Origin of the sequence: Roseomonas sp. HF4 (assembly GCF_005222755.1) — a bacterium.
Classification (GTDB): Bacteria; Pseudomonadota; Alphaproteobacteria; order Acetobacterales; family Acetobacteraceae; genus Neoroseomonas.
This window is the reverse complement of sequence record NZ_STGD01000005.1, coordinates 283,832-306,335: the sequence shown is the minus strand read 5'-3', so window position 1 is coordinate 306,335 and position 22,504 is coordinate 283,832. Positions and strand designations below refer to the sequence as shown.

General features: G+C 69.8%; 28 protein-coding genes and 1 tRNA gene. 14 read left to right on the top strand and 15 right to left on the bottom strand.

Going from position 1 to position 22,504, the window contains the following annotated elements; all coding sequences use genetic code 11:
• Positions 1 to 220 precede the first annotated feature (220 nt).
• The 3 genes from E8M80_RS10725 to E8M80_RS10715 are packed head-to-tail and all read right to left on the bottom strand — an operon-like array spanning position 221 to position 2,972.
• Complete coding sequence (locus E8M80_RS10725; protein ID WP_137125673.1) at positions 221 to 2,536, bottom strand: bifunctional DNA primase/polymerase; 2,316 nt, start codon at positions 2,534 to 2,536, stop codon at positions 221 to 223.
• Positions 2,533 to 2,754, bottom strand: a complete 222-nt coding sequence (locus E8M80_RS10720; protein WP_137125672.1) for a hypothetical protein — start codon at positions 2,752 to 2,754, stop codon at positions 2,533 to 2,535. The genes E8M80_RS10725 and E8M80_RS10720 overlap by 4 nt, the downstream gene beginning before the upstream one ends.
• On the bottom strand, positions 2,751 to 2,972 hold the full coding sequence (locus tag E8M80_RS10715) for a DUF6511 domain-containing protein (protein ID WP_137125671.1): 222 nt from the start codon (positions 2,970 to 2,972) through the stop codon (positions 2,751 to 2,753). Before E8M80_RS10715 ends, E8M80_RS10720 begins: the two co-directional genes overlap by 4 nt.
• Positions 2,973 to 3,043: 71 nt before the next feature.
• On the opposite strand from E8M80_RS10715, the gene E8M80_RS10710 reads away from it, so the two are divergent.
• On the top strand, positions 3,044 to 3,421 hold the full coding sequence (locus tag E8M80_RS10710; protein WP_137125670.1) for a hypothetical protein: 378 nt from the start codon (positions 3,044 to 3,046) through the stop codon (positions 3,419 to 3,421).
• A 110-nt stretch (positions 3,422 to 3,531) separates the two neighbouring features.
• Here E8M80_RS10710 and E8M80_RS10705 read toward each other — a convergent pair whose 3' ends face one another.
• The 10 genes from E8M80_RS10705 to E8M80_RS10665 are packed head-to-tail and all read right to left on the bottom strand — an operon-like array spanning position 3,532 to position 9,178.
• On the bottom strand, positions 3,532 to 5,118 hold the full coding sequence (locus tag E8M80_RS10705) for a DEAD/DEAH box helicase (protein WP_137125669.1): 1,587 nt from the start codon (positions 5,116 to 5,118) through the stop codon (positions 3,532 to 3,534).
• Positions 5,115 to 6,044 (bottom strand): PD-(D/E)XK nuclease family protein, encoded by a 930-nt coding sequence (locus E8M80_RS10700; protein ID WP_137125668.1) that lies wholly within the window; start codon positions 6,042 to 6,044, stop codon positions 5,115 to 5,117. Before E8M80_RS10700 ends, E8M80_RS10705 begins: the two co-directional genes overlap by 4 nt.
• Positions 6,045 to 6,056: 12 nt before the next feature.
• Positions 6,057 to 6,593, bottom strand: coding sequence for a DUF669 domain-containing protein (locus E8M80_RS10695; protein WP_137125667.1), 537 nt, complete (start codon positions 6,591 to 6,593; stop codon positions 6,057 to 6,059).
• 3 nt (positions 6,594 to 6,596) lie between these two features.
• Positions 6,597 to 7,391 carry an ATP-binding protein gene (locus tag E8M80_RS10690; RefSeq protein ID WP_137125666.1) on the bottom strand — a complete coding sequence of 265 codons (795 nt, stop codon included), beginning with the start codon at positions 7,389 to 7,391 and terminating at the stop codon, positions 6,597 to 6,599.
• Entirely contained in the window at positions 7,391 to 7,579 is a 189-nt protein-coding gene (locus E8M80_RS10685; protein ID WP_137125665.1) for a hypothetical protein, read from the bottom strand. Before E8M80_RS10685 ends, E8M80_RS10690 begins: the two co-directional genes overlap by 1 nt.
• Before the next feature lie 2 nt (positions 7,580 to 7,581).
• Positions 7,582 to 8,055, bottom strand: coding sequence for a hypothetical protein (locus E8M80_RS10680; protein WP_137125664.1), 474 nt, complete (start codon positions 8,053 to 8,055; stop codon positions 7,582 to 7,584).
• A 29-nt stretch (positions 8,056 to 8,084) separates the two neighbouring features.
• A complete protein-coding gene (locus E8M80_RS26840; RefSeq protein ID WP_255467518.1) occupies positions 8,085 to 8,219 on the bottom strand; it encodes a hypothetical protein in 135 nt (44 codons plus the stop codon).
• Complete coding sequence (locus E8M80_RS10675; protein WP_137125663.1) at positions 8,216 to 8,641, bottom strand: hypothetical protein; 426 nt, start codon at positions 8,639 to 8,641, stop codon at positions 8,216 to 8,218. The genes E8M80_RS26840 and E8M80_RS10675 overlap by 4 nt, the downstream gene beginning before the upstream one ends.
• Positions 8,641 to 8,985, bottom strand: coding sequence for a hypothetical protein (locus tag E8M80_RS10670; RefSeq protein WP_137125662.1), 345 nt, complete (start codon positions 8,983 to 8,985; stop codon positions 8,641 to 8,643). Before E8M80_RS10670 ends, E8M80_RS10675 begins: the two co-directional genes overlap by 1 nt.
• On the bottom strand, positions 8,978 to 9,178 hold the full coding sequence (locus E8M80_RS10665) for a hypothetical protein (RefSeq protein ID WP_137125661.1): 201 nt from the start codon (positions 9,176 to 9,178) through the stop codon (positions 8,978 to 8,980). The genes E8M80_RS10670 and E8M80_RS10665 overlap by 8 nt, the downstream gene beginning before the upstream one ends.
• Positions 9,179 to 9,374: 196 nt before the next feature.
• Between E8M80_RS10665 and E8M80_RS10660 the strand changes: the two genes are divergently transcribed.
• From E8M80_RS10660 to E8M80_RS10620, 9 genes are all read left to right on the top strand, one after another.
• Positions 9,375 to 10,151: an XRE family transcriptional regulator gene (locus E8M80_RS10660; protein ID WP_170979327.1), complete on the top strand. Its 777-nt coding sequence runs from the start codon at positions 9,375 to 9,377 to the stop codon at positions 10,149 to 10,151.
• Positions 10,152 to 10,320: 169 nt separating this feature from the next.
• Positions 10,321 to 10,971, top strand: coding sequence for a L,D-transpeptidase (locus E8M80_RS10655; RefSeq protein WP_206035608.1), 651 nt, complete (start codon positions 10,321 to 10,323; stop codon positions 10,969 to 10,971).
• 279 nt (positions 10,972 to 11,250) lie between these two features.
• Positions 11,251 to 11,742: a DUF2924 domain-containing protein gene (locus E8M80_RS10650; RefSeq protein WP_137125658.1), complete on the top strand. Its 492-nt coding sequence runs from the start codon at positions 11,251 to 11,253 to the stop codon at positions 11,740 to 11,742.
• Positions 11,739 to 13,070 (top strand): recombinase family protein, encoded by a 1,332-nt coding sequence (locus tag E8M80_RS10645; RefSeq protein WP_137125657.1) that lies wholly within the window; start codon positions 11,739 to 11,741, stop codon positions 13,068 to 13,070. The genes E8M80_RS10650 and E8M80_RS10645 overlap by 4 nt, the downstream gene beginning before the upstream one ends.
• Positions 13,067 to 13,468: a hypothetical protein gene (locus E8M80_RS10640; RefSeq protein WP_137125656.1), complete on the top strand. Its 402-nt coding sequence runs from the start codon at positions 13,067 to 13,069 to the stop codon at positions 13,466 to 13,468. The genes E8M80_RS10645 and E8M80_RS10640 overlap by 4 nt, the downstream gene beginning before the upstream one ends.
• 102 nt (positions 13,469 to 13,570) lie before the next feature.
• Complete coding sequence (locus E8M80_RS10635) at positions 13,571 to 13,831, top strand: hypothetical protein (RefSeq protein ID WP_137125655.1); 261 nt, start codon at positions 13,571 to 13,573, stop codon at positions 13,829 to 13,831.
• A gap of 340 nt (positions 13,832 to 14,171) precedes the next feature.
• Positions 14,172 to 15,815, top strand: coding sequence for a hypothetical protein (locus E8M80_RS10630; RefSeq protein ID WP_137125654.1), 1,644 nt, complete (start codon positions 14,172 to 14,174; stop codon positions 15,813 to 15,815).
• Positions 15,812 to 17,050 carry a DNA (cytosine-5-)-methyltransferase gene (gene dcm, locus E8M80_RS10625; protein ID WP_240789979.1) on the top strand — a complete coding sequence of 413 codons (1,239 nt, stop codon included), beginning with the start codon at positions 15,812 to 15,814 and terminating at the stop codon, positions 17,048 to 17,050. Before E8M80_RS10630 ends, dcm begins: the two co-directional genes overlap by 4 nt.
• On the top strand, positions 17,019 to 18,281 hold the full coding sequence (locus E8M80_RS10620; protein ID WP_170979326.1) for a DUF3883 domain-containing protein: 1,263 nt from the start codon (positions 17,019 to 17,021) through the stop codon (positions 18,279 to 18,281). The genes dcm and E8M80_RS10620 overlap by 32 nt, the downstream gene beginning before the upstream one ends.
• 304 nt (positions 18,282 to 18,585) lie before the next feature.
• Here E8M80_RS10620 and E8M80_RS10615 read toward each other — a convergent pair.
• Both E8M80_RS10615 and pip read right to left on the bottom strand, forming a co-directional pair.
• Positions 18,586 to 18,662 (bottom strand) — tRNA-Arg (locus E8M80_RS10615).
• Positions 18,663 to 18,687: 25 nt separating this feature from the next.
• Positions 18,688 to 19,635 carry a prolyl aminopeptidase gene (pip, locus tag E8M80_RS10610; protein ID WP_137125651.1) on the bottom strand — a complete coding sequence of 316 codons (948 nt, stop codon included), beginning with the start codon at positions 19,633 to 19,635 and terminating at the stop codon, positions 18,688 to 18,690.
• A 147-nt stretch (positions 19,636 to 19,782) separates the two neighbouring features.
• Here pip and E8M80_RS10605 point away from each other — a divergent pair, with 147 nt between their 5' ends.
• The 4 genes from E8M80_RS10605 (at position 19,783) to E8M80_RS10595 (ending at position 22,468) form a co-directional block, all read left to right on the top strand.
• Entirely contained in the window at positions 19,783 to 20,535 is a 753-nt protein-coding gene (locus tag E8M80_RS10605) for a hypothetical protein (protein ID WP_137125650.1), read from the top strand.
• Positions 20,536 to 20,650: 115 nt separating this feature from the next.
• Positions 20,651 to 21,595, top strand: a complete 945-nt coding sequence (locus E8M80_RS10600; protein ID WP_137125649.1) for a metal ABC transporter solute-binding protein, Zn/Mn family — start codon at positions 20,651 to 20,653, stop codon at positions 21,593 to 21,595.
• The gene (locus tag E8M80_RS25890; protein ID WP_170979325.1) at positions 21,592 to 21,741 is read left to right on the top strand and encodes a hypothetical protein; all 150 of its coding nucleotides are present in this window, start codon (positions 21,592 to 21,594) and stop codon (positions 21,739 to 21,741) included. The genes E8M80_RS10600 and E8M80_RS25890 overlap by 4 nt, the downstream gene beginning before the upstream one ends.
• Positions 21,742 to 21,760: 19 nt before the next feature.
• The gene (locus tag E8M80_RS10595) at positions 21,761 to 22,468 is read left to right on the top strand and encodes an endonuclease V (protein WP_137125648.1); all 708 of its coding nucleotides are present in this window, start codon (positions 21,761 to 21,763) and stop codon (positions 22,466 to 22,468) included.
• Positions 22,469 to 22,504: the final 36 nt, after the last annotated feature.

Genomic DNA, 22,504 nt, shown 5'->3' with positions numbered 1-22,504 from the left:
ACCCGCGCGGTCGCGCGCATGCACGCGGGCAGCCCCATGGGAGAGGGGAGAAAATTCAATAATAATAATAATACTTCAATGGGTATACCTCTGCCCCTGGCCGTGGGCGCGCGTGTGTATCCACGCGTGCGCGAGAAAGATTGAACTATTGAAGATACCTCCCAACCCGGCCGCCCGCCTGGGCTTGGGCATGCGGGATATCTCGTGCGAGCGGGATTCTTCATGGTGTGGCCTCCGTGGCGCGCGCGGGCCAGGCCGGACTGACCGCGCTGTAGAAGGTGGTCGGCTTGGTTGCGCCGGGCTCCTGTTCCGCGATGACGAGGCCCGCCTCGATCAGCGAGGCGAGGATCTCTTCGCGTTCGCGGCGCGACAGGAACTGCGATCGGCGGGTGATGTCGCTGCGCGACTGACGCCCGCCATCACGCACGATCTCCAGAAGCCGCTTGTGTTTGGCTTCGGTGTCGTTGTCCGAGACGCGGCGCTCGGCTTCGCGCAGGAGCGTGCCGATCGAGTGCTCCACGAGGCGCGCGGCCCACGTCACGTCCCGAACCTCCGTGGTCGGCTGGGCCGGATCGCGACTGATCGCGGCGAGCATGGCGAGCTTCGCGGTGTTCTCGGCGTAGCGCCCGAATAGGGCCGTCGCGAAGGATCCCTTGTGGGACCGCAGGCGCTCGGTGGCATGGTGGCGAACCGCACTCATCGCGGCCTGGGCATCGGGCGTCAGAGGCACCACGTAGGGCCGCACCGGCGAGGATGCCTGCATGGCCTCCGCCAGGTTGCCGCCGTGATCATGGCTCGGCACGCCGCCGGCGATGGCCTGCAGCATCGTGACGAGCGCTGCGGTCGGTTCGGCATCCGCGGGATGCTCGATCGGCGCGGGATAGTCGTCCTCGGTGAGGAAGATCAGGAAGCGCGCCAGCGAGCCATCGCTGAGGGCCCCTCCCTCGATGGCCTTCCAGAACGGGCCCGGCACGGTGACGCCCCAGAGGCAGGCGCAGGGCTGATGCAGGGTGACCCGGGGCTTCGCCTTCTGGTCCGCGTATTCGGCGCCGATATAGGCCTCGGAGGCCGAGGTGTAGAGCTTGGTCAGCTCGGTCCAGATTGCCGCCTTGTGGAAGGGCGCGCGCGGCGCCAGCACCAGCCGCAAGAACTGGCCGAACTCGTCGACCTGGAACAAGCGGCTAGGATGCATCTGCAGCGATGCGAGCAGACCGGCGGAGGAGGCGAGATCCTCACCGCCGAGGTAGCGATCGAGCCCTGCGGCGTAGAGCGCGCGCTTCGCGCAGCGGCGCGCATGGTCCTTGCCGCCGCCGCTGTCGGCGATGCCGATGGCGTAGAGGTTGCTGCGCAGATCGGTTGGTGTCCGATACCGCCGACCGGCGACGGCGCCGAGCAGGCACAGGCCGGCGCCCAACGCGAGGAAAGGCTGCGGGCTGACAGCGGTGCTGGTGGCGTAGTCGACGAAAAGCTTCAGCGCCCCGTCGACCTCGAGGAGATCGGGCGGCACACGGTAGGTCGGCGGCGCTGGCGTTGGCGCCGCGTTCGCCGCCTTCGACAGCAGGGCCGTGGCGGGATGGGGCTGCGTCGCGCGCTCCGCTGCCGCGGCGTTCAGAGTGATCTCCGGCGGCGGCACCCAGCCGCGCTCGATCGCCATGGCGTAGATGCTGCCGGCGCCGATGCTGTGCGGGCGCAGGGTCTTCCAGCGACGTTCCGGCGTGTCGCCGCGACCCGACGCGCCCGACTTCGAGGACTGCCGCGACCAGTCGAGCCAGAGCTGCCGGCCCTCCTCGCCCAGTGCAGCCTTGATCGCCGCCCCCATGGTGATCCAGGACGCGCCGTCGACATCCTCGTTCGGGATGAACTGGAGGGCCGCCTGCACGGCGGCGCAGGTGCCGCGCGGATCGGACGGGCCCTTCCACGCGCCCGCCGGCGCACTGTCGGCCATCAGCGTGCGCGGCTTCATCTCCGCCGGGATCAGCGCATAGGCCTGGTCAAGCCAGGCCATGACCTCGTCTTCCGCGACCGCGGGCAGCGACGCCAGCGGCACGTCGAGCAGACTGTCCTGCGGCCAGGTGTAGGGCTGCCCGGTTCCGGGATGGATCGCGTGGGCGACGAATTGCTGGCCGCGGGCCAGGACCTCGAGCGGATGGCGCTTCCGGCCGGCGAATGGCGTCTCGGTGCGATAGACCAGCAGCCGCTTCGGGGCCTGGCCGATGCGGAGGCAGGGCGTCTCGCCGAGCATCTCCGTCGCTATGTCCGCGAGCTGGATCGCGAGCGCCGCATCGGTAACATCGATGTCGAGCCCAACCACCTCCCCGCAGGCGACGCCGACGCCGCAGCCCGGCCAGCGCCGCCAGATGTCCAGCTCGAAGGGCTTCGTCGCGCGGTCGCAGTGCCGCGTCCAGTCCGGATAGGGCGTCCATGCCCCGCCGCTGAAGCGCCCCGGCACCTTCGCGCCGGGCATGATGGGGATGACGGCATAGCCGTTGTCGGCCAGGCGCGCCCCGTCCTCCGCCATGAAGGAGGCGTCCGTCATTCCGTCTTCAGGCCTCGGGGTGTGTCAGTCGGCTCGTGCTCGCCGCACCAATCATCGCTGCTGGTGTCCGGCCAGATGGCCTGCCAGGCATCCTCGTCCTCGGCATTGACGCTGCCCTTCACTGCCGGTCGTGGCGCATGCCGGCGGCATTCGCCGACGCTCCCATAGACGTAGTGAGGCACCCACCAACGGCAGCTGCTGCAATGCTGGTCGCTCATCCGGGAACTCCCTGAACCTTGTGCAATGCGGTGGTGATGGCGATCTGCTGCTCGACCAGGCAGTCGACATAGGCGCCGCAGATCGCCTCGATGAAGCCGCGCCAGTCTTCCTCGGACCAGGTCGCCATGTCGCTGCGGCCGACCGCCTCGATGTACTCGCCGGCGATCACGCCAGCATGGCGCATCGCCGCCATTTCCTGATCGTTCGGATCAACCATGCGGAACTCCGGCCAGAGGGCCAGGCAGGTCGGCGAGCAGGAAGGCGCGGTCCAATGCATCCGGAGCGAGCGTGCCGGATGCCACCACAGCCAGTGCCAGGCAGGACGGGCGCAGGTTCGGCATTTCATTCACCCGCCTGCTGCTGTTCGGCCTTCTTGCGCGCGCGTCGGCGGCGCTGCGCCTCGGCGCGAGCTGCCTTATCGCGTTTCCACCCTCGCCGCCTTTCTCGTTCGGCTTGCGGGTCAGCTTCGATGCGAGCCACCATCGCTGCGATGACCTTCTCTGGGTTGGCCTCGCGCCACGCCTTCGCGGCGGCCCGACGTTTCTCGGCATTCCTTTCTCGGTTGCGCTGCTGGGATGCTCGCACCTTCTCGGGGTTCGCCTCGCGCCATGCCTTATGCGCAGCGCGCGCTTTCTCCGGGTCAGCGGCTCGCCGCACGCGCGCTAGCTCCGCCTGTCGCGCCCGCCTCCGCGCTGCCTTCTCCTCCAGCGTCTCCGGCGGCGGCTGAACGGCTGGCGCAGCGGGCCTCCTCCAGGGCGGAGGCATCACAAGAGAGCTCATCGCACGAACCTCGCATTGACGATCTCGGTGTATTGGCCGACCGGACGGACCTGGATGGCGATCGGCTGACGCAGTGCGCTGGTCGCGGCCATTGCCTGCTCCACCGTGTCTGGCGGTGGCAGATGCGGTGCGCGACGACGCCACCATGTGCACGCCTTGTCGCGCGGGAAGCCGGTGTGCTCGAAGCAGACCCATTCGCTGTGCGAGGTGAGGCCGCACTCGTAGATCACGCGGAGCGAGGCGGGCTTGCCGGGCTTCTCGTGACGGGCGTAGCGGATGCCCGTCACCTCGCACCACGCGGCCTGCTCCTGGATGGACAGAAGGGCATTCGACGCCGCCTGCGCCGCGACCTTCACCTCCGGCGGCGGGAACTCGTAGTCGCACTCGATGCAGTGCCGCACGCTGGCGTGATTGATGGTCTGGCACTCGGGGCAGACCTTGATCGGCGCCTCGCCATCACCGGCCGGTTCCTTCCTGCGGCCATCCACCTTGTCGATAGGGCCGTGCCGCGCCGTGTTGCCGGCGAAGTCGAGCACCAGGCAATCGTCCTTGCCTTCGGCGAGGCGTGTGCCGCGGCCGACCATCTGCACATAGAGGCCGACGCTCTTGGTGGGCCGCAGCAGGGCAATGAGGTCGGTCCCCGGCGCATCGAAGCCGGTGGTCAGGACATTGGCATTGGTGACGCAGCGCAGCCGCCCCGCCTTGAAGGCGGCCAAGATCCCATCGCGCTCGGGCGCCGGGGTGTCCCCCGTCACCGTCTCGCACGAGATGCCGAGCTCGCGGATGGCGTCGCGGACGTGCCGCGCGTGGGCGACGCCGGAGCAGAAGACCAGCCAGGAGCCGCGGCCCGCCCCATGCTGGACGATCTCCTGTACCGCCGCCCGGGTGACCTCATCGCGGTCCACCGCGGCCTCGAGGTCCTTGGCGATGAACTCCCCGCCACGGGTGCCGACTCCGCCGACGTCGAGCTGCGTCTCGGTGTGCTTCGGCACCACGGGGCAGAGATAGCCCTGCTGGATCATCTCCAGCACCGGCACCTCGAAGGCGATGTCGGTGAAAAGCCGATCCTTGCCCTCGTGCAGCAGCCCGCTGTCGAGGCGGTACGGGGTGGCCGTGAAGCCCACCACCTTGAGCAGCCCGCCATTGATCTCGTTCAGCTGCGCGAGGAAGGAGCGATACATGCCGCTGTCGCTGCGCCCGAGCAGATGCGCCTCGTCGATCAGCACCAGGTCGCAGCGCTGCACCTGGCGGGCATGGCGGTGGATGGACTGGATCCCGGCGAACAGCACCTGCGCGCGGATGTCCCGTCGCGACAGGCCGGCGGAGTAGATGCCTGCCGGCGCCTCGGGCCAGGCGCGCAGTAGCGCCATGAAGTTCTGCTGGATCAGCTCCTTCACATGGGTGAGGACGAGCACGCGGGTGTCGGCGTAGGCGGCGATTGCCTCGCGGATGAAGCCGCCGATGACGACCGACTTCCCCGTGCCGGTGGGCATGACCACGAGCGGATTGCCGGTGGCGCCGCCGAAGTAGTCGTACAGCGCGTCGATCGCGGCGCGCTGATAGGGGCGAAGCGAGAGGCTCATGCCGACACCCCGTCCCGCCAGCTGCTGCCATCCGGCAGGCGGTAGCTGACCCAATCCTCCCCGGCGTCGACCTGCTCGCCCGGCACCAGGTCAGGGATGTAGAGATGTGCGGCGCAGCCGGCCTCCTGCTCGCGCCGCGCCAGCGGCGTGCTATGGCGCGTGCAGTGCCAGCCGCCCTCCGCGACAGGCGAGACGTGCAGGCAGGAGCGGCAGTGGCGTTCGGGAGCGGCGCCCTCGTGGCAGACAGCGTGATGGTCGCAGAAGCGGCACTCCCACCAGGCGGGATCCTCGCTGATCCGCGCCGGTGGGCGGCCAGCGCCGATGACGCGCTGCGCCTTCGCGAGAAGCCGCAGCCCGGCCTCGGCATCATGCCGGATGCGTTCCTGGTAGAGCTCGTCGGTGTCCTTGTTCACCGCGAGGTAGAAGGCCCGTTCCAGCCCGGCGAGCTGCATGTAGGCCTGCATCTGCGCCCAGTGCAGTGGCTTGGCTTTCTCCACTCCCTCCGCGGTCAGCTTGGCGAACGACTTGGCGCTGTGCGTCTTGAACTCGACGACATGCCAGGTCTTCGGGGCCTCGAGCAGGCCGAGCGCCACCGCGTCCATGCTGCCGCCGAAGTGGCCGGTGGGGTCGCGCAGCGTCCACTGCCGACCCGTCGCCGGATCGATGTCGAGCACGGTGACGCCGATACGCCGTAGGTCAGCGACGAAGCGCGCCTCGGCGAGGTTCCCGGTCTCGAATAGCCGTAGCAGCCGGCCGGTGTGCCGCGCCCGCGTCGCCCAGCGAAAGCCGTACCAGAGCGCGCGCTCGCAGCCGGTACCGATCTGCGAGGCGCCGAGATGGGCCCGCCAGCCAGCATCGCCCGCCGCCTCATAGGCGGCGTAGATGGCGGCGACAGTCGCGGCGGGCGGAGGCGGCAGCACGGCCATGGCAACCCTGCGTCAGGCGCTGCGGCGCCAGGGCGGCGTGGCAGTGGCCGGCCGGGGCGGCGGTGCTGCCGTGGCGGTGGCCGGAGCCGGCGCCGGGCCGCGCGGCGCCGGTGCTGTGGCGATCCCAGGCGTGGCGCGCTCCGCGGCATAGCCGGTGATCTTGTTGCGGGCCTGATGGAAGACGCCGTTCTTGTCGGTGCCGGCCGGCTCGTACTTCACGCTGACCAGCATCGGCTTGAAGTGCAGCTGCTCGCTGTCGGCGACCTGCATCTGTCCCACCGCATGGCAGATCGCCGACAGCGTGCGCTGCGCGATCTCCATGGTCCGGGTGCTCGCGTTCACCAGGTTCAGCTGGTCCCACAGCTTGCGCCGGGCATAGGGGCCGTCGAGCACCTCGAGCACCAGCTTGAGGTACTGGCCGTCGCCCGAGCGCGTCGGCAGCAGCTCGCTCTCGATGATGTGCGCGCAGTACTTCCCGGCCGGCAGCGGGTCCATCGGCTGGGCGGGGGCGACGCCGCTGGCGTCGAAGGTGCCGTTGAGGGAGGCCATAGCTCAGCTCCTGTCGGTCGGGGCGGTGGTTGCGGGGACGGTGGTCGGGGGGATGGCGTAGAAGGGGATGCCAGCGGCGAGCGTCGGCCAGTCGAGCGCGAGGCTCTCCGGCAGGGCGAAGCGGTTCTTGGCGAGGAAGGCCGGTCGCTCGACGGTGTGCAGCAAGCGATCGCCCCCGGTGACGCCGCGGACGACCTTCTTTCCGAAGCCGGCGTCCGACTTCAGCGTGGTGATGCGGTAGTTCGCGAAGAGCACGGCATCGACCTGCTCCTGCACCAGGGCGGCGGCCCGGGCATGGAGCTTCGGCTGGTAGCGGTCGTAAGGCTCTGTCTCCGGGCTGTCGAAGCGCCGGATGTCGGCATGGGCGATGAGGATCACCGCCATGCCGCGGTCGTCGCGCAGCCCATTGATGCCGTCGAGGAAGGCGCGCCAGGCGTCGAGCGCGGCGACATAGCCCTTGCCGTAGCCGGGCTGCTCGATGTCCTTCCAGCCATTGGCCTCGGCGGTGTGCTGCCAGATCAGCGGTTCCAGCCAATCGAGGCTGTCGAGCACCACGGTCTGGAAGTTATGGGGTTCGGTGTAGAGGCTGGTGATCGCCTCCATCGCGGACTCAAAGCTGCGCAGCAGGCCGAAGGTGTCGGCCGCGATGGTGCCGAGCCCGTCCTCCGTCTGCAGGAAGACCGGCGCCGGGGCGCTGGCGGCGAGCTGGGTCTTGCCGATGCCGGCGACGCCATAGACGAGAAGGCGCGGCGGCCGCGCGGCGCCGCTGCGACGGAGGGATGCGAGGGAGATTGCCATCAATGCGTCTCCTGCTTCGGCGTGCGGGGCTTGGCCTTGATGACGTCGACGCTGATGTCCCCGCCAGCACGGGCGACCGCCTCGGCGAAGCCGTCGAGCGTCTCCTCGAAGGCGGCGACCTCCTTCGCGCGGGCGATGGCGTCGCCCTCCAGCGGGATCGCGACGCGGATGCGCAATTCGTGGGTCATGCTCAGCACTCCACCTGTTCGAGGCTGTAGGAGGGGCGGCCGGTACCGACGGTGCGCGCGGGCTGGAACAGCGCCTGCAGCTTCGGCGGCCAGGCGGTGAAGCGGCTCTCGGGGACCTTGATCTCAGTGGCGACGTAGTCCGCCGGATCCTCACCCCAGCTGCGGAGGGTCTCGATCGCGGCGGCGAGGCGCGGCTGGTCCCACTCCACGCGCTTGGGCAGGTCGGCCGAGATCTCGAAGCCGGCGTCGAGGAAGCGGACGCGCCCGGTGTCCTTGCCCTCGGTCTGACGGCGCTCGGCCGCTACGGGGCCGTAGCGGCGATGCAGGGCGTCGGCGAGAAGGTCGGAGACGTGCTTCGCATCGGCGCGCAGCGCCGCGGCGTCCTCCAGGAGGAGGGCGAGATGGGCGGGTGGCAGACGGGACGCCTGGCCGGCATCCATGCTGCGCAGATCGGTCAGGGTGGTTCGGTTGCTCATCGAGGGGTCTCCGGAAGGCGGGGGATACGTCAGGGGATCGAGGCGAGGCCGACGGCCCAGCAGAGGGCGAGGAAGCCGCCGGCGGGGGCGGCGCCACCGGCGGCGGTGCGCGCGAGATCGCGCACACGCTGCAGGCGACGCAGACGGAGGGCGCGGTGTGTCATGCGGCCTCCCGCGCGATGGCGTCGGTCGGCGGCAGCGGGCCCTGCTCGGCGGAGTGGCGACGTTCATCGCGGTCACGATCGCCATCGGGATCCCGCAGCAGCGCGCTGCGCCGGGCAATCTCGAGCCAGACGTCGAACCGGACGACGACCAACGGCATCGTGCGGTCCTGGATCAGCACCAGCGCGTCCTTGCTGCCGAGCCAGCGCAGCAGGGTCTTGAAGCCGGCACCGTCGCCACGTGCTTTGACCTCGGCTTTCACCGGATCGGCGCCGCGCACATAGAGATCGACGTCCGCGTCATTGCCGCGGTAGCCGAGCGCCCCGGACAGCGGCACGCGTTCGGCGTGGATGCCGGATTTGCGGTGGACATCGACGATGGCCCGCTCGCGGCGCAGGCCCTTGTCGCGGGAGGCCTTGCCCATCACGCGACCACCTGCGCCGCGGGCCGCGGGGGCGACATGCCGAGCGCGATGGCGACATAGGCATAGTCGTGCGGACCGATGCGATGCTGGACGAGGCGAAGGAAGCCCCTCTCGGCCAACCGGAAGGCGAGCCGCGCCGTCTCTCCCAGGGCGTTACAGTCGCGACGGCGCATGCCGCCGGCCCAGCCGTGCCACATGTCCCGCGCGACATGGCCCCGCCAGTAAATGGCGCGATCACCGGGCGTGGCGTTCACCACCCAAGCCATCAGCTCCGCCGAGCCGAGCGGCAGCACCTGATCGGGCAGCGCGGGGGATGCCGGCGGGGCGGTGTCGAGATCATGCATGGCGGTACCTCCGGAGCGCGCCCAGCTCGGCGAGCAGGCGTTCATCGATGGGACGGCCGCTGAAACGCGCCGCCTCGGCGACCGCGGCCCAGTAGCGGGCGGGGATCCCGCGGCGGCGCCAGGCGCGGACAGTGACCGCCTCGACGTCGAGCACGGCGGCGAGGTCGCTGGCGCTGGGCCAGAGACTGATCACCTCGGCGAAGCTGCGTGGCGGCGACGGCGAAGAGGGCAGCGACGCCCGCCGCGTTGGCGCGGCTGGTCGCGGGCGGGGGGATGAGCTGGCGGGCATGCGGGACAGATACGCTCCGTCGCGGCACGCAAACAAGACTGTTTGTATATGCAGAAACCTGCTACACAATCGCGAAGAAAGCGCTACATATTGCAGCGCCATGGAATCCACCGCAGACCGCCTCCGCCGCTTTCGCGAAGCCAAGGGCATTGATTCAGGGGCCGAATTGGCCCGCCTGGCCGGCGTCCCGGAGGCGACCTATCGCGCCTACGAGAGCGGGCGTCGGCCGCTCACCGCGCGCGCGGCGCGTGAGCTCGCCGTGCCTCTCGGTATCACCTGGCAGATGCTGCTGTTCGGCAAGGAGGCCGGCGACGCGGGCATCGCCATCAACACCCCGGAAGAGGCCGCGGCGGTGCTCGGTCAGCGGGTGCGGCGCAAGGCTACGCCGCCGCGGCCGCCGACCTCCTACACCGGCCCGGCCGCGGCCGAGGTGATCAGCATGGGCGGCGACAACTGGGCGCTGCTGCCGGTCTACGACGCCCGCGCCTCTGCTGGCCCTGGCCACGAGATCGACCGCGAGGCGGTCGTCTATCGCATCGCCTTCCGGGAGGAGTGGGTCCGCACGGTCACCACCGCGCCGCTCGACCAGTTGGCGGTGATCAGCGTCGACGGTGATTCGATGGAGCCGACCCTGCGCACCGGCGACACGGTGCTGGTCGACTTCCGGCAGAACCAGCCGGGGGACAAGGACGGGATCTACGTCATCCGCACCGGCAACGGGCTGCAGGTGAAGCGGGTGCAGGTGGAACTGGGGCGGCCGCCGCGGCTCAGCGTGCTGTCGGACAACCCCGCCTATCAGCCGCAGCGCGGCCTGACCGCTGACGACGTTCACGTCATCGGGCGGGTGATCTGGCTCGGACGGCAGGTCGGCGCGTAGGTGGCCGAGCCTGTGGACATCGACGCCGTCGCTATCGTTGACTTGGCACAAGCAGTCGCGCTGCTGCCCAGGGGATTTCGGACGATCGATGCGGGTTAGCCGACGGAGCCTTGTCGCCAGCCTGCCTGGACTGCTGGCGGCGTGTGCGTCGTCCGAGGCACCGCGGCCGTTGCCGCGTCCGTCACCGCCGCAGGCGGAGGCCGCCCCGCCTGTCGCGCCGGAGCCGCCACCTGCGGCCCTGCCGGCGGCTGAGCCGGACTACCGCCGGATCTATGGGGCGATCACCACGGACCGCTTTTGGATCCCGGCGGTGAACCTCCGGCGCATCGATCCGCGGTTCCTCCGTCGTGAGGTCGCCTATCCGCGCGATGACGAGCCGGGGACCATCGTCGTCGATACGGCCGCCCGCTACGCCTACCTGGCCCTCGAGGGCCGCCGCGCCATCCGCTACGGCATCGCCGTTGGCCGCGACGAGGCCTTCAATCTCACGGGCGAAGCCTTTGTCGAGCGCAAGGCCGCCTGGCCGAACTGGCGCCCGACGCCCGACATGGTCCGGCGCGATCCGCAGCGCTACGGCCCGTTCCGTGACGGCGTGCCGGGCGGCGGCCGTAATCCGCTCGGGGCGCGGGCGCTCTACCTCTACCAGGACGGCGTCGACACCTATTACCGCCTGCACGGCACGGTGGAGCCCTGGACCATCGGCACTATGGCCTCGGCGGGCTGCGTCCGGCTGATCAACCAGGACATCATCGATCTCTACCAGCGCGTCCCGATCGGGGCGCGGGTGGTGATCCTACCGCCGGATGTCTCGGTCGCCTGAGGCGGCTGGCCAGAGCGTGGCGTAGCGCTACAAATCAGCACTCCCCGCGGCGCTCAACGATTCGTATTGTCACGCCATGCAGCGTGACGACCGTCCCATCAACGCCCACCTCCCGCCCCATCTCCGCGAGGTCTGCGACCTCCTTGCCCGCGGCCTGCTGCGGCTGAGGAGCCGCGCTGCCGAGGAAGACGTCCGCGCGGCCGGGGGCGAGAGCGTGGTTCGCCTACACTCCGTCCCCGGCCAGCGCCTTCGTGCGAACCCCAGGAGAAAGGGAGACGCATGACCCGCGCGAAGCCAAACAGCACCTCGACGACGACAGTAACCGCCATCCCGAAGCCGGACGTGCCGGCGCGCCTCGCCGCGCTGCCCGGAATGCCGATCGGCGAGTTGAAGGCCGAATGGCGCAGCCTCTTCGGCACCGAGCCGCCGCCCTACAACCGGCGCTTCCTGGAGAGCCGCCTCGCATACCGCATCCAGGAACTCGCCTATGGCGGCCTGAAGCCTGAGACGCTGGCGCGGCTCGAGGCGTTGGGCGAGCAGTTCGACGGCAGGAATATCACCCTGCGCCGCATCCGCCACGAGCAGCGGCCGATCGCCGGCACGCGGTTGATCCGCGAGTACCAGGGCGTCGAGCATGTCGTCACCGTCACCCGCGACGGTTACGAATTCCAGGGCCGCCCCTACCAGTCGCTCTCCGCCATCGCCCGCGCCATCACCGGCACGCGCTGGAACGGCTGGGTGTTCTTCGGCCTGCGGAAGCCCGGCGCATGACCCGCCGCGACACCGCCATGCCGGCGAAGATCCGCAAGCTTCGTTGCGCCGTCTACACGCGGAAGTCCACTGACGAGGGGCTGGAGAAGGAGTTCAACTCGCTCGACGCCCAGCGCGCCGCGTGCGAGGCCTTCATCACGTCGCAGCGCTCCGAGGGCTGGGTGCTGGTGCACGATCGCTACGATGATGGCGGTGTGTCGGGCGGCACGCTCGATCGCCCCGCATTGAAGAGATTGCTGGCCGATATTGAGGCCGGCCTGATCGACGTCATCGTCTGTTATAAGATTGATCGCCTGTCCCGCTCGCTGATGGACTTCGCCAAGCTGGTGCAGACCTTCGACGACAACGAGGTCACGTTTGTTGCTGTCACTCAGAGCTTTAATACCACCACCAGCATGGGCCGGCTCACGCTGAACATCCTGCTGAGCTTCGCGCAATATGAGAGGGAGATCATCGGCGAGCGCGTTCGCGACAAGATCGCCGCCTCGCGCGCGCGGGGCATGTGGATGGGCGGGCCGGTGCCGCTCGGCTACCGGGTCGAGAACCGCAAGCTGGTGGTGGACGAGGCCGGCGCCGCGACGGTGCGCCGCGTGTTCGAGGGCTTTGCCGAAATCGGCTCCGCCACCCGGCTGCTGCCCGTCCTCCGTGCCGAGGGCCTTGTCACCAAGACCGGCCGGCCCTTCGACAAGGGGGCGGTCTACAAGCTGCTGGTGAACCGCACCTTTCTCGGCGAGGCGGTGCACAAGGGGACATCCTATCCCGGCGAGCATACCGCCATCATCTCGCGGGAGCTTTGGGACCGCGTGCACGCGATCATGGTCGAGAGCCCGCGCGCCCGCGCGGCGAAGAACCGCGCCACCGCGCCGGCGCTGCTGCGTGGCCTGCTGTTTGGGCCGGATGGGCGGGCGATGTCGCCCACCCACACGCGCAAGAAGGGGCGGCTCTACCGCTACTACGTCAGCCAGGCCGTGCTGCAGGGCGGGGCGGACGACGCGCCGCTCCGGCGCCTGCCAGCCGGGGAGATCGAGGGGCTGGTGCTGGCCCAGGTCCGCGCGCTGCTGCGTCAGCCGGAGGTGATGGTCGGCACGTGGCGCGCGGCGCGGGAGGAGGCGCCGGACCTGACCGAGGCGGAGGTGCGCGACGCGCTCGGGCGGCTCGATCCCCTCTGGGACGAACTGTTCCCCGGCGAGCAGGAGCGGATCGTGCGGCTGCTCGTCGAGCGTGTGACGGTCAGCGAGGAGGGCGCAGAGATTCGGCTGAACCTGGAGGGGCTCGCCGGGCTGGCGCGGGACATGGCGGCGAAGCCGCGGGAGGCGATCGCAGCATGAGCAGCGTGACGGTGGTGGTGCCGATGACCATCCGGCGCCGCGGCGGGCGGAAGCGGATCATCGGGCCGGACGGAGCGCCGGTGCAGGCTGGCCCGGATAGGCCAGGCGTGGAAACCACCAACGGCGACCCAGCCCTGGTGAAGGCGCTGGCGCGGGCGTTTCGCTGGCGGCGGATGCTGGAAGACGGGCGTTACGCCTCCATTCGCGACCTGGCCGCCATCGAGGGCGTGGATCGGGCCTATGTCGCGCGCCTGCTGCGCTTAACCCTGTTGGCGCCGGATGGGGTAGAGGGGGTCCTGGATGGGCGGGAGCAATACTTGTCGGCATCGCGGTGGCTTTCGGAGCCGATCCCACTCGCCTGGGCCGATCAGCAATTTGCGTGCAATTCGAGACGGTGACCTGGCAGACAGGCGCGCGGGCGTGGCAATCTTGGGTGACTGTTAGGACTGGATCCGCTGATGCGAACGCGAGAAGGGAACTCGAAGGAGCGCCGATGGATCGTGCTTGGCACCGATGGCAGGTATGTCACTCTGGGTCGCGCGTCCGATCCATCTGAGGAGGAGGTGCGCAGCGCTGAGGAAGCTCTTCGTGCCCAGGGCTTAGCTGGCTGGCTCGCCATCATGGAAGGCAACCCCTACGTGGGCACCGCGCCACGCTTATTGGAGGTCCGCCGGCTCGCTGACCCCTCCGTGCAGTTCGCAGATGCCGCTGCCGCCTTTGCGCGCGCGATTGCTGCACGTCGCGCGGAACTCGCCAGCTGACATCCATTCCAGGGCAAGCTCTGCAGCGACCGAAGCGACTTGCATCTTCAGCCAGCGGAACAGACCTCCACGCCCGACCGCCTTGCAAGGTAGGTGAAAGACCTTCGCGACTCTGCGCGGGGACGGTATGACGTGAGGTGTCGTTGCCGACGCGCCGCAGATCGAGGTTAAGACGCCGTACAAGCGCTGCTTAGCCTGATGCCGCTGAGCGTCCAGGAGGCGAAAAGCGAACAAATACTCACTTGAAGCGCGTGTGAGTAACATCGGTCAGGTAGCGCCCCGTGAGGCGTGTGTGTGGGAAGGGGAGCACGTGGACGCTGGTGTACGGGCAATGTTGGGCGTGCGCGACGGCCGAGCGCCCGCGGGCGCGCCGGCTGATTACGCCCGCAAGTCGTTGGTGGAGCGCGTCACCGGCCGGTTCTACACCCCCGATCTTCTCGCGGGCGACTTGGCAGCGAGAATGGCCGCCGAACTCGCGACCTCGCTCGGAACCGGGACGCGTAGCTCAGGCCGAATCCGGGTCGGTGACCCGTTCGTCGGTGATGGCCAGCTTGTCCTTGCCCTTCTCCGGGCTATCGCCGCACAGCCTGTCCTTGCGGCCCAGCGGATCCTCATCGATGTCCGGGATGTCGATGAAATCGCGCTTGCCCGCGCGAAGGAGCGTATCTCGACGCTCGCTTCCGAGCTCGGGCTGAGCCTGACGTTGGAGGCTACGGTGGGGGATAGCCTTAGCCAGAGGTCGCTCCCGCCTCACGATGCAATTATCACCAATCCGCCGTGGGAGCTTCTCAAGCCTGACGCGAGGGAAACATCGGCGCTGTCAGACGGGGAACGCGAGCAGTACGCGCGATGGCTACGGTCGCGCTGTGAGGAGCTGGATCAGCGATTCCCAGAGGCGCGCGCTGACAAATCGTGGGCCGGCTGGGGCACCAACCTCGCGCGTTGCGGCGTTGCGCTCTGCCTGAATTCGTGCCGGATCGGCGGCGTCTTGGGCATGGTGCTGCCCGCGACGCTGATGGGTGACCAGGCCTCGGTCAGCCTGCGGCGCTGCCTCGTGCAACGGTCTGCCCTTGTGGATTTGGCAGTCCACCCCTCCGAGGCGCGCCTGTTCGACCGTGTCGACCAGCCTGTTGTGGTCGCGTGCATGCGCGTGGGCGCGCACGGCGGGACAGTCGGCACAGTCCGACACTTCAACAAGAACGCTTCGGTGCGGGTGGAGCACTCTATCGACTGGTCCGAGCGCGGGCTGGCGGCGTCCGACTACGCCTTGCCCGTGGCACATGGGTCGGAAGCCGCGGCCCATTTAACAAGGGCGTTCGCCGGGCTACCGCTGTTCTCCATGCTTGAAGGCGAAGGGTTGATCTGGGCTGGACGGGAGCTCGACGAGACGCGTGTGGCTGAGAAGCTGTCAGCCGTTGGTGCCTTTCCGTTTATCAAGGGCAGAATGGTTTCGCGCCATGAGATCGTAGAGCAGCCCTCGGCCTTCGTTAAGCCGGAGCTGGCCGAGAAGATCAGGTCAGCGGCGCATAGGCGGCTGGTTTGGCGGGACGTCGCCCGCGCTTCTTCGAAGCGACGGATGATCGGCACGGTTATTCCCGCGGGCTGGGTCGCTGGGAACAGCCTGCACGTCGCGTACGCCACGGACGGCGACGAGGAACGCCTGCTTGCCGTCTACGCGGTACTGATGTCGATGGTCTTCGAGGCACAGGTGCGCACGCGGCTGTCAACTGGCCACATGTCGCTGGGCATCATCCGCTCAGCCCGCGTGCCTAAGCTCGACAAGCGCATGCGGCAACGTCTCGGACGCGCAGCGCGCTCGGCCCTCTCACGCGAGCCCGGCGCCGAGCATCGGCTCGAGGTCGAGACGGCAAGGGCCTACGGACTCGACAGGGATGCCATGGGCCTCGTCCTTGGATGCTTCCCAAAACTAACGAGGTCGGAGGTGGACGCAATTCTCGCCCCTGCCGCGTGGTCTGGCCGATGATCCCGAACCATGCCAGCGCGTCGCTCAGCGACCTGGACCTCCGCATGGCGCGCGCCGTCCCGCCAGGCGGGAATTGGCGAAACATCCCGCACGATATTCCATCGGAACGGCTCGCGCAGATCCGGGCCAGCTACGCGGCAGGCGGAGGGTCGAGGTCCACGTACTACGGTCGGCTCCACCCGGAGCGTCCGGCCTACACGATCGGGACCTACTACAACCGCCCTGGCAACGGCTGCTTCCTCCATTACGACGCTGTCGGCGGACAACACCGGACATTATCGCATCGCGAAGCGGCCAGGCTCCAGTCGTTCCCGGATTCGTTTGTATTTACTGGTCCGCAGCGCGCGGTGTGCCAGCAGATCGGCAATGCCGTCCCGCCGCTGCTAGCCTATCAACTGGCCTTGGCGCTCGGGGAGCCGGGCAGGATGGTGGACGTGTTCGCCGGCGCCGGAGGGCTGTCGCTGGGCTTCGAGTGGGCGGGCTGGCGTTCCGCAGCCGCGGTGGACATCGACCGGCACGCAGTGGCGACGTTCAATGCCAACATGCCGGCAGTCGCGTTCGTTGGGGACTTGCAGGAGGCCGATACGCAAGAACGCCTATCGACCGCGGCGAAGGCCGGAACCGGTCGGCTTGCGCTTGTTGGTGGCCCCCCTTGCCAGGGATTTTCGACGGGCGGCAACCGCCGTTCGGCCGACGACGCAAGGAACGGACTGCACGCGAGCTACGCGGCACTGTTGGCGCGCCTCCGCCCCGACATCTTCGTATTCGAGAACGTGCTGGGCCTGCTTAGCATGGAGGGCGGACGATTCCTGCTGCACATCCTCCAGGGTTTCCACGCGGTAGGTTATGAAGTGTGCGTCTGGAAGCTCAACGCTGCGGACTACGGGGTCCCGCAGCGGCGTGAGCGCGTGATCCTGGTCGGCGTCCCGAAAGGCTCCAGCCTGCCTTCTCCGCCTTCGCCTTGGACAAGCCCGGTCCCTTCGGATCTGCTGGGTCTGCCCCGGGTCTGCGGCGTGGCCGAAGCCTTGGACGATCTGCCCCCCCTCCTTGCCGGTCAGGACGGGAAGGGGCTCGCGTACCGCTCGCCCCCGGCGACGCACTTCCAAAAATTCGTCCGTGGCATGATGAAGCCGTCCGAGTATGTCTTCGGGGGGCAACTGCAGCATGATTCGGGTGGACGACCCAGCTCTGTACGACGCGTCGTTGGCGACGCTGGAGCGCTTTACGCGGGGTAGCTACTACGGCCGCCTCGTCCAGATCTTCCTCGCCTGCAAGCACTATGGCCGCCTCATCCCGCGCGTTGGTGACCCGCAGGGCATTGATGTCGGCACGCTCCAAAGGCTGGTGGACGAGTTGTACGAGAAGCCCTCGCGGAGGCCCGGCCCTTCGGTGGCGATCCTCTTCAGCAACAACCATCTGTATCCGACTGGCGTCGCGGCTCCCGGCCGGGGGGCGGCAAATATCTGGCGTAACAATTTCAACATTCAGAAGGGCTTTGGCTGCTACGCGTCGGTGGCCGAGCTCGCGAACCCGACCTTCCGGCTCCCGTCACGAACCCTATGCCCGCACCTCGTCACGGCAGCTCCGGGTCGGCTGGCAGGGGCGCACTGCGACCTCGATCCCGATGCCCGCTATCGGAGGGAGGACCACCCCAAGGTCTTCCGCATCGACCCCCAGACCCGCGAGCACTTCGTGTACGACCCTGCCGACAGCGGAAACTACGCGCCGATTGTGCTGGCGCCAGGAGGACGCCGACTCCCCATCGTCCCGCTAATCATCGCCCTATATCACGACTCGGCTGTGGCAGCGGGCAGGTCGCAGGTGGACGTCGCGGACTTCCTTATCGACTTCGATTTCTCGCCCGCCGAAGCCCTCGCGTACTTCGACGACGACCCTCTCCTAGCCGAGCACGCCGCGCTCGGGGCAGTTGCCGCGGGCGGGTTGAGCTGGAGCAGGATTCCGACGCTAGCGCCGATCGCGCCCGCCGCGCCGGCGGCTCTGCCGGGCGTACCAACTCCAGTCCCCGCACGTACCCGGCGCCGTACTCCTCCTGTAGTGGCCACTGCCGCCCCGCCTACGGCGCCGCCTGCGGGCGGACATTGGTGGGACGCCGAGCAGGCGGTCCGGAAGGTTCTCGAGGACGACGGCTGGGTGGTCCTGGACGTAAGCCGCTTCGGTGTCGGCTACGATATGCGGGCCCATAAGGCCAGCACGACGCGGCACGTGGAGGTGAAGAGCAGCGCAGGCCGCTGCTCTCCGCTTCTCACTCCGAACGAGTTGAGTGAAGCGAGGCGGCTCCGCGACGCCTACGTGCTGGCCGTGGTCGAGAACTTCGACCCTGCGCAGCCCGTATCGGTCTTGTGGATCCAGGACCCGGCTAGCCTGCCGATGGGTGCAAGGACGATGACAGCGTACTCGCTTCCACGTTCGACTTGGCTGCCAAGCGCGAAGCCAACTATGCCTTAAGCATGGGTGGCCGCGTTTGCGATGCACTTGGCTGACCAGGGCAGAGCCCCTTTTCTGCTATGCTCCCCCAATCGATCGTTCAACCCAGCCATCCTTCTGCCGCAGAGGCGCGAGGATTTCCGGGGCTTTCAGCCTGGCTGCTCAATCGTCCAAGTCGCCAGCTTCGGAGAGAGACGCGCCGTAGAGAGGGCCTTCCAGGACGCGTTCCCCCCGCGCGTTCGCCAGCCGGCCCGCGAAAACCGGGGGATAGCTGCCACACACGGCGCGGAGGCCCAGCCGGGAGAGTAGTCGGAGAAAGTGGAAGTGGCGTCCCCGGCGAGATTCGAACTCACGGCCCCAGGATTAGGAATCCTGTGCTCTATCCTGCTGAGCTACGGGGACCCACCGGCGCGTCTATACCATGCGCTCAGCGCCGCCGGAACCGCTCCACCGCGGCCACCAGCGCCGTCCGCACGCCGGGCTCGAGTGCCGAATGCCCGGCATCGGGGACCACCGTCAGCCGCGCCCCGGGCCAGGCGGCGGCCAGTTCGAAGGCGGTCTCGGGTGGGCAGACCATGTCGTAGCGCCCTTGCACGATCTCGGCCGGGATGCCCGACAACCGGCCGATGCGCCCGAGCAGCCCTTCCTCCGGCAGGAACAGGTCGTGCGCGAAGTAGTGCGCCTCGATCCGAGCGAGGCCGAGCGCCGTGCGGTCCTGCGCGAAGGACGCGACCGTCTCGGGGGAGGGGAGCAGCGTCGAGCACGACCCCTCATACTGGCTCCAGGCGCGCGCCGCCGGCAGGTGCACCGCCGGGTCGGGGTCGCTGAGGCGCCTGAGGTAGGCACCGAGCAGGTCGCCGCGCTCGGCGGGGGGAAGGTGTTCCGCGAAGGCGGCCCAGGCATCGGGGAAGACGCGGCGGAGCCCGTCGAGGAACCAGTCGACCTCCGCCCGGCGGCCGAGGAAGACGCCGCGCAGCACGCAGCCCGCGACCCGTTCGGGATGTTCCTGGGCATAGGCCAGCGCGAGGGTCGATCCCCAGGACCCGCCGAACAGCAGCCAGCGCTCGATGCCGAGGAAGCGGCGCAGCGTCTCGATGTCGGACACGAGGTGCGGCGTCGTGTTCTCCCGCAATTCGCCCAAGGGGCGCGACCGCCCCGCGCCGCGCTGGTCGAAGATCACGACGCGCCAATGCGCCGGGTCGAAGAAGCGCCGGTGCACCGCGCCGGCGCCGGCCCCGGGCCCGCCGTGCAGGAACAGCGCCGGCTGGCCGCGCGGGTTGCCCACCTGCTCCCAATACATGACGTGCCCGCCCGACAGGGGCAGGAGCCCCGTCTCATAGGGGGCGATGTCGGGAAAGAGGTCGCCGCGCGGCATGGCGGAAGATGTGCCCAACCCCGGCCGCGCGCGCAATGCCCCGTGTTGCGCGCATCGCGCGGGTGGCACGCGCGGCGCCGGCCCGTGCACCCTACACGCATACGGCCGATTCCAGTGGTCGCCGATCTGCACTAGGATGACGCTTCCATGGCTGAGACGCCCTCAACCTCGCCCCGCTCCGCCGCCGCCGGCCAGGTCGCCTGCGGCGTCTGTGGGCGCGAGAGCCGGCAGCCGCCGTTCCGCCCGCCGCCGCCCGAGCAGGCGCCGGACCTGGACCTGCGGCCAGGCGAGCCCGTGCGGTCGACCATGGCGCGCTGGCTGCAGCAGTGCCCGCATTGCGGCTATGCCGCGCCCGCCATCACCAAGGCGCATCCGGCCGCCGCTGCGGCGGTGTCGGCTGCGCCCTTCCGTGCGCTGATTGCCGATGCCGGCCATCCCGCCCTGGCGCGCCGCTTCCTCGGCTGGGCCCATGTGCTGGAGGAGACCGGCGCGCTCCATGCCGCGGCCGAGGCGACGCTGCAGGCCGCCTGGGTGGCGGACGATGCCGGCAAGCCCGATCTCGCCAGCGCCTGGCGGCAGGAGGCGGTGGCGCTCTGGCGCAGCGGCCCGCCGCTCGACGCCGAGCAGACGGTGCGGATCGTGGACGCGCTCCGCCGCGCCGAGGCCTGGAGCGATGCCGAGGCGACGGCTGCCGAGCTCGCCGGCCTTTCGCCGCCCGAGGCGGTGGCGCAGGTCATCGCCCTGGAACGCCGGCTGATCGCCGCGCGCGACACCGGCCGCCACACGGTGGCCAGCGCCCTGCCGCCGCCCGCTCGCCGGCCGCATGCGACGCATCAGCGCCGAGACGTGGCGGGGGGCGGGGTGATCGCCTGGCTCAGGCGGCTTTTCGGCAAGGGCTGATCCGGCCGAAGGGGCGACGCGTCGCCGGGGGCAGCGGCCGGCATGGGGCTGTGGTCTTGACCCAAGTGCTTGAGGGCATTAAAGATATAATATAACATCACTAAGGTCGCCCGGAATGCAACGCCGCGCCCTCATCGCCCTGCCCGCCCTCCTCCTGGCCAGCCCGGCCCGCGCCCAGACGCGGATCCCCGTCGTCGCCTCCTTCACCATCCTCGGCGACATGGCGGCGACGATCGGCGGCAACCGGATCGACCTGCGCACCATCGCCGGCGCCGAAGCCGATGCGCACGGCCTCCAGCCCCGCCCTTCCGACGCCGCGGCGCTGCGCGGCGCGCGCCTCGTCATTCGCAACGGCCTCGGCTTCGATGCCTGGATCGACCGCATGCTCCGCGCCGCGAACCACCGCGGCACCGTCGTCACGGCGACCGACGGCATCACGCCCCGCATGATGGACGCGCACGCCCACGCCCACGCCAACGACGGCGGCTCAGGCCGTCGCCAGCAGCACAGCGTCGGGCCGCGCCGCGTGCCCGACCCGCATGCCTGGCAGGACCTCCGCCACGGCCAGGCCTATGTGCGTGGCATCGCCGCCGCCCTTGCCGCCGCCGACCCCGACGGCGCCGCCGCCTACCGCGCGAATGCCGACGCCTATCTCGCCCGCCTCGCGACCCTCGATGCCTGGGTCCGCGCCCAGGTCGGCGCGGTGCCCGAACCGCGCCGCCGCGTTGTCACCAGCCACGACGCCTTCGGCTACTTCGGCGACGCCTACGGCATCGCCTTCCTCAGCCCGCAGGGCGTCTCGACCGAGGCCGAGCCCACCGCCGCCCAGGTCGCCCGCCTGATCCGCCAGATCCGGGCCGAGAACATCACCGCCGTCTTCATGGAGAACATGGCGAACCCCGCCACGCTCCGCCGCGTCGCGGCCGAGGCCGGCGTCACGGTCGGCGGCCGCCTCTACGCCGATGCGCTCTCCGCCGCGGACGGACCCGCACCGACCTACGAGGCCATGTTCCGCCACAATATCGGCCTGCTCGTCCCCGCCATGCGGGGCGCCGCGTGAGGCGCGCGCGGCTCGGCCGCGACCTCGGCGCCGGCTTCGGCCTCGATGTCGGCTACCGGTATGCGCGCACCTTGCGCGAGGAGACGGGCGGCCGCGGCACCGCGCATGCCGTGCTCCTCCGGCTCGGCTGCGGCGGCGGCTTCTGATCCATGCCAGTCTCCGGCCATGCTGCCGGAGACCCCGCCGCACTGGCTCCATCCGCCCGACATCGCCGCCGCCCGCGCCGCGCAGGCCGAGATGGCGGCGCGGCTGGTCGTGACGGACACCCTGCCCGCCGGCCCGCTCCGCCTCGGCGGCGCGGATGTCTCGAACACCCGCTTCGACCCGGCCCGCCTGGTCCACGCCGCGCTCGTCACGCTCGACCCCGCCGGTGCCGTGCTGGCCGCCGCGACCGAGACCCGCCGCGCGGAATTCCCCTACATCCCCGGCTATCTCGGCTTCCGGGAGGTCCCCGCGATCGCCGCCTGCTGGGATCGGCTCGACCCGAAGCCCGACGTGATCCTCGTGGACGGGCAGGGCCTCGCGCATCCGCGGGGCCTCGGCCTAGCCTGCCATCTCGGCCTGGTGCTCGGCGTGCCCACCATCGGCGTCGCGAAGTCGCTGCTGGTGGGGCAGGGGGAGCCCGGCCCCGATCCCGGCGATACGGCGCCGATCCTCTGGAAGGGCAGGGCGGTCGGCGCCGCGCTCCGCACCCGCCGGGGCGCGCGTCCGCTTTATGTCTCCGTGGGCCATCGCGTCTCGCTCGGCACCGCCCTCGCCCTCCTCCGCGCTGCCTGCGACGGCCGGCGCGTGCCGCCGCAGATCCGCGCCGCGCACGACGCCGCCAATGCCGCGCGCCGCGCGGCGGCGCCGCCGGTGCCGGACCGCCCCTGACCCCCGCGCATGGCGCCCGCGCGCCGGCGGCACCAT

What these genes read in the sequence shown, in the direction of transcription:
- E8M80_RS10725 (WP_137125673.1), bottom strand. Translation starts at nt 2,536, where the DNA reads ATGACGGACGCCTCCTTCATGGCGGAGGACGGGGCGCGCCTGGCCGAC.
- E8M80_RS10720 (WP_137125672.1), bottom strand. Translation starts at nt 2,754, where the DNA reads ATGAGCGACCAGCATTGCAGCAGCTGCCGTTGGTGGGTGCCTCACTAC.
- E8M80_RS10715 (WP_137125671.1), bottom strand. Translation starts at nt 2,972, where the DNA reads ATGGTTGATCCGAACGATCAGGAAATGGCGGCGATGCGCCATGCTGGC.
- E8M80_RS10705 (WP_137125669.1), bottom strand. Translation starts at nt 5,118, where the DNA reads ATGAGCCTCTCGCTTCGCCCCTATCAGCGCGCCGCGATCGACGCGCTG.
- E8M80_RS10700 (WP_137125668.1), bottom strand. Translation starts at nt 6,044, where the DNA reads ATGGCCGTGCTGCCGCCTCCGCCCGCCGCGACTGTCGCCGCCATCTAC.
- E8M80_RS10695 (WP_137125667.1), bottom strand. Translation starts at nt 6,593, where the DNA reads ATGGCCTCCCTCAACGGCACCTTCGACGCCAGCGGCGTCGCCCCCGCC.
- E8M80_RS10690 (WP_137125666.1), bottom strand. Translation starts at nt 7,391, where the DNA reads ATGGCAATCTCCCTCGCATCCCTCCGTCGCAGCGGCGCCGCGCGGCCG.
- E8M80_RS10685 (WP_137125665.1), bottom strand. Translation starts at nt 7,579, where the DNA reads ATGACCCACGAATTGCGCATCCGCGTCGCGATCCCGCTGGAGGGCGAC.
- E8M80_RS10680 (WP_137125664.1), bottom strand. Translation starts at nt 8,055, where the DNA reads ATGAGCAACCGAACCACCCTGACCGATCTGCGCAGCATGGATGCCGGC.
- E8M80_RS26840 (WP_255467518.1), bottom strand. Translation starts at nt 8,219, where the DNA reads ATGACACACCGCGCCCTCCGTCTGCGTCGCCTGCAGCGTGTGCGCGAT.
- E8M80_RS10675 (WP_137125663.1), bottom strand. Translation starts at nt 8,641, where the DNA reads ATGGGCAAGGCCTCCCGCGACAAGGGCCTGCGCCGCGAGCGGGCCATC.
- E8M80_RS10670 (WP_137125662.1), bottom strand. Translation starts at nt 8,985, where the DNA reads ATGCATGATCTCGACACCGCCCCGCCGGCATCCCCCGCGCTGCCCGAT.
- E8M80_RS10660 (WP_170979327.1), top strand. Translation starts at nt 9,375, where the DNA reads ATGGAATCCACCGCAGACCGCCTCCGCCGCTTTCGCGAAGCCAAGGGC.
- E8M80_RS10650 (WP_137125658.1), top strand. Translation starts at nt 11,251, where the DNA reads ATGACCCGCGCGAAGCCAAACAGCACCTCGACGACGACAGTAACCGCC.
- E8M80_RS10645 (WP_137125657.1), top strand. Translation starts at nt 11,739, where the DNA reads ATGACCCGCCGCGACACCGCCATGCCGGCGAAGATCCGCAAGCTTCGT.
- E8M80_RS10640 (WP_137125656.1), top strand. Translation starts at nt 13,067, where the DNA reads ATGAGCAGCGTGACGGTGGTGGTGCCGATGACCATCCGGCGCCGCGGC.
- dcm (WP_240789979.1), top strand. Translation starts at nt 15,812, where the DNA reads ATGATCCCGAACCATGCCAGCGCGTCGCTCAGCGACCTGGACCTCCGC.
- pip (WP_137125651.1), bottom strand. Translation starts at nt 19,635, where the DNA reads ATGCCGCGCGGCGACCTCTTTCCCGACATCGCCCCCTATGAGACGGGG.
- E8M80_RS10605 (WP_137125650.1), top strand. Translation starts at nt 19,783, where the DNA reads ATGGCTGAGACGCCCTCAACCTCGCCCCGCTCCGCCGCCGCCGGCCAG.
- E8M80_RS10600 (WP_137125649.1), top strand. Translation starts at nt 20,651, where the DNA reads ATGCAACGCCGCGCCCTCATCGCCCTGCCCGCCCTCCTCCTGGCCAGC.
- E8M80_RS10595 (WP_137125648.1), top strand. Translation starts at nt 21,761, where the DNA reads ATGCTGCCGGAGACCCCGCCGCACTGGCTCCATCCGCCCGACATCGCC.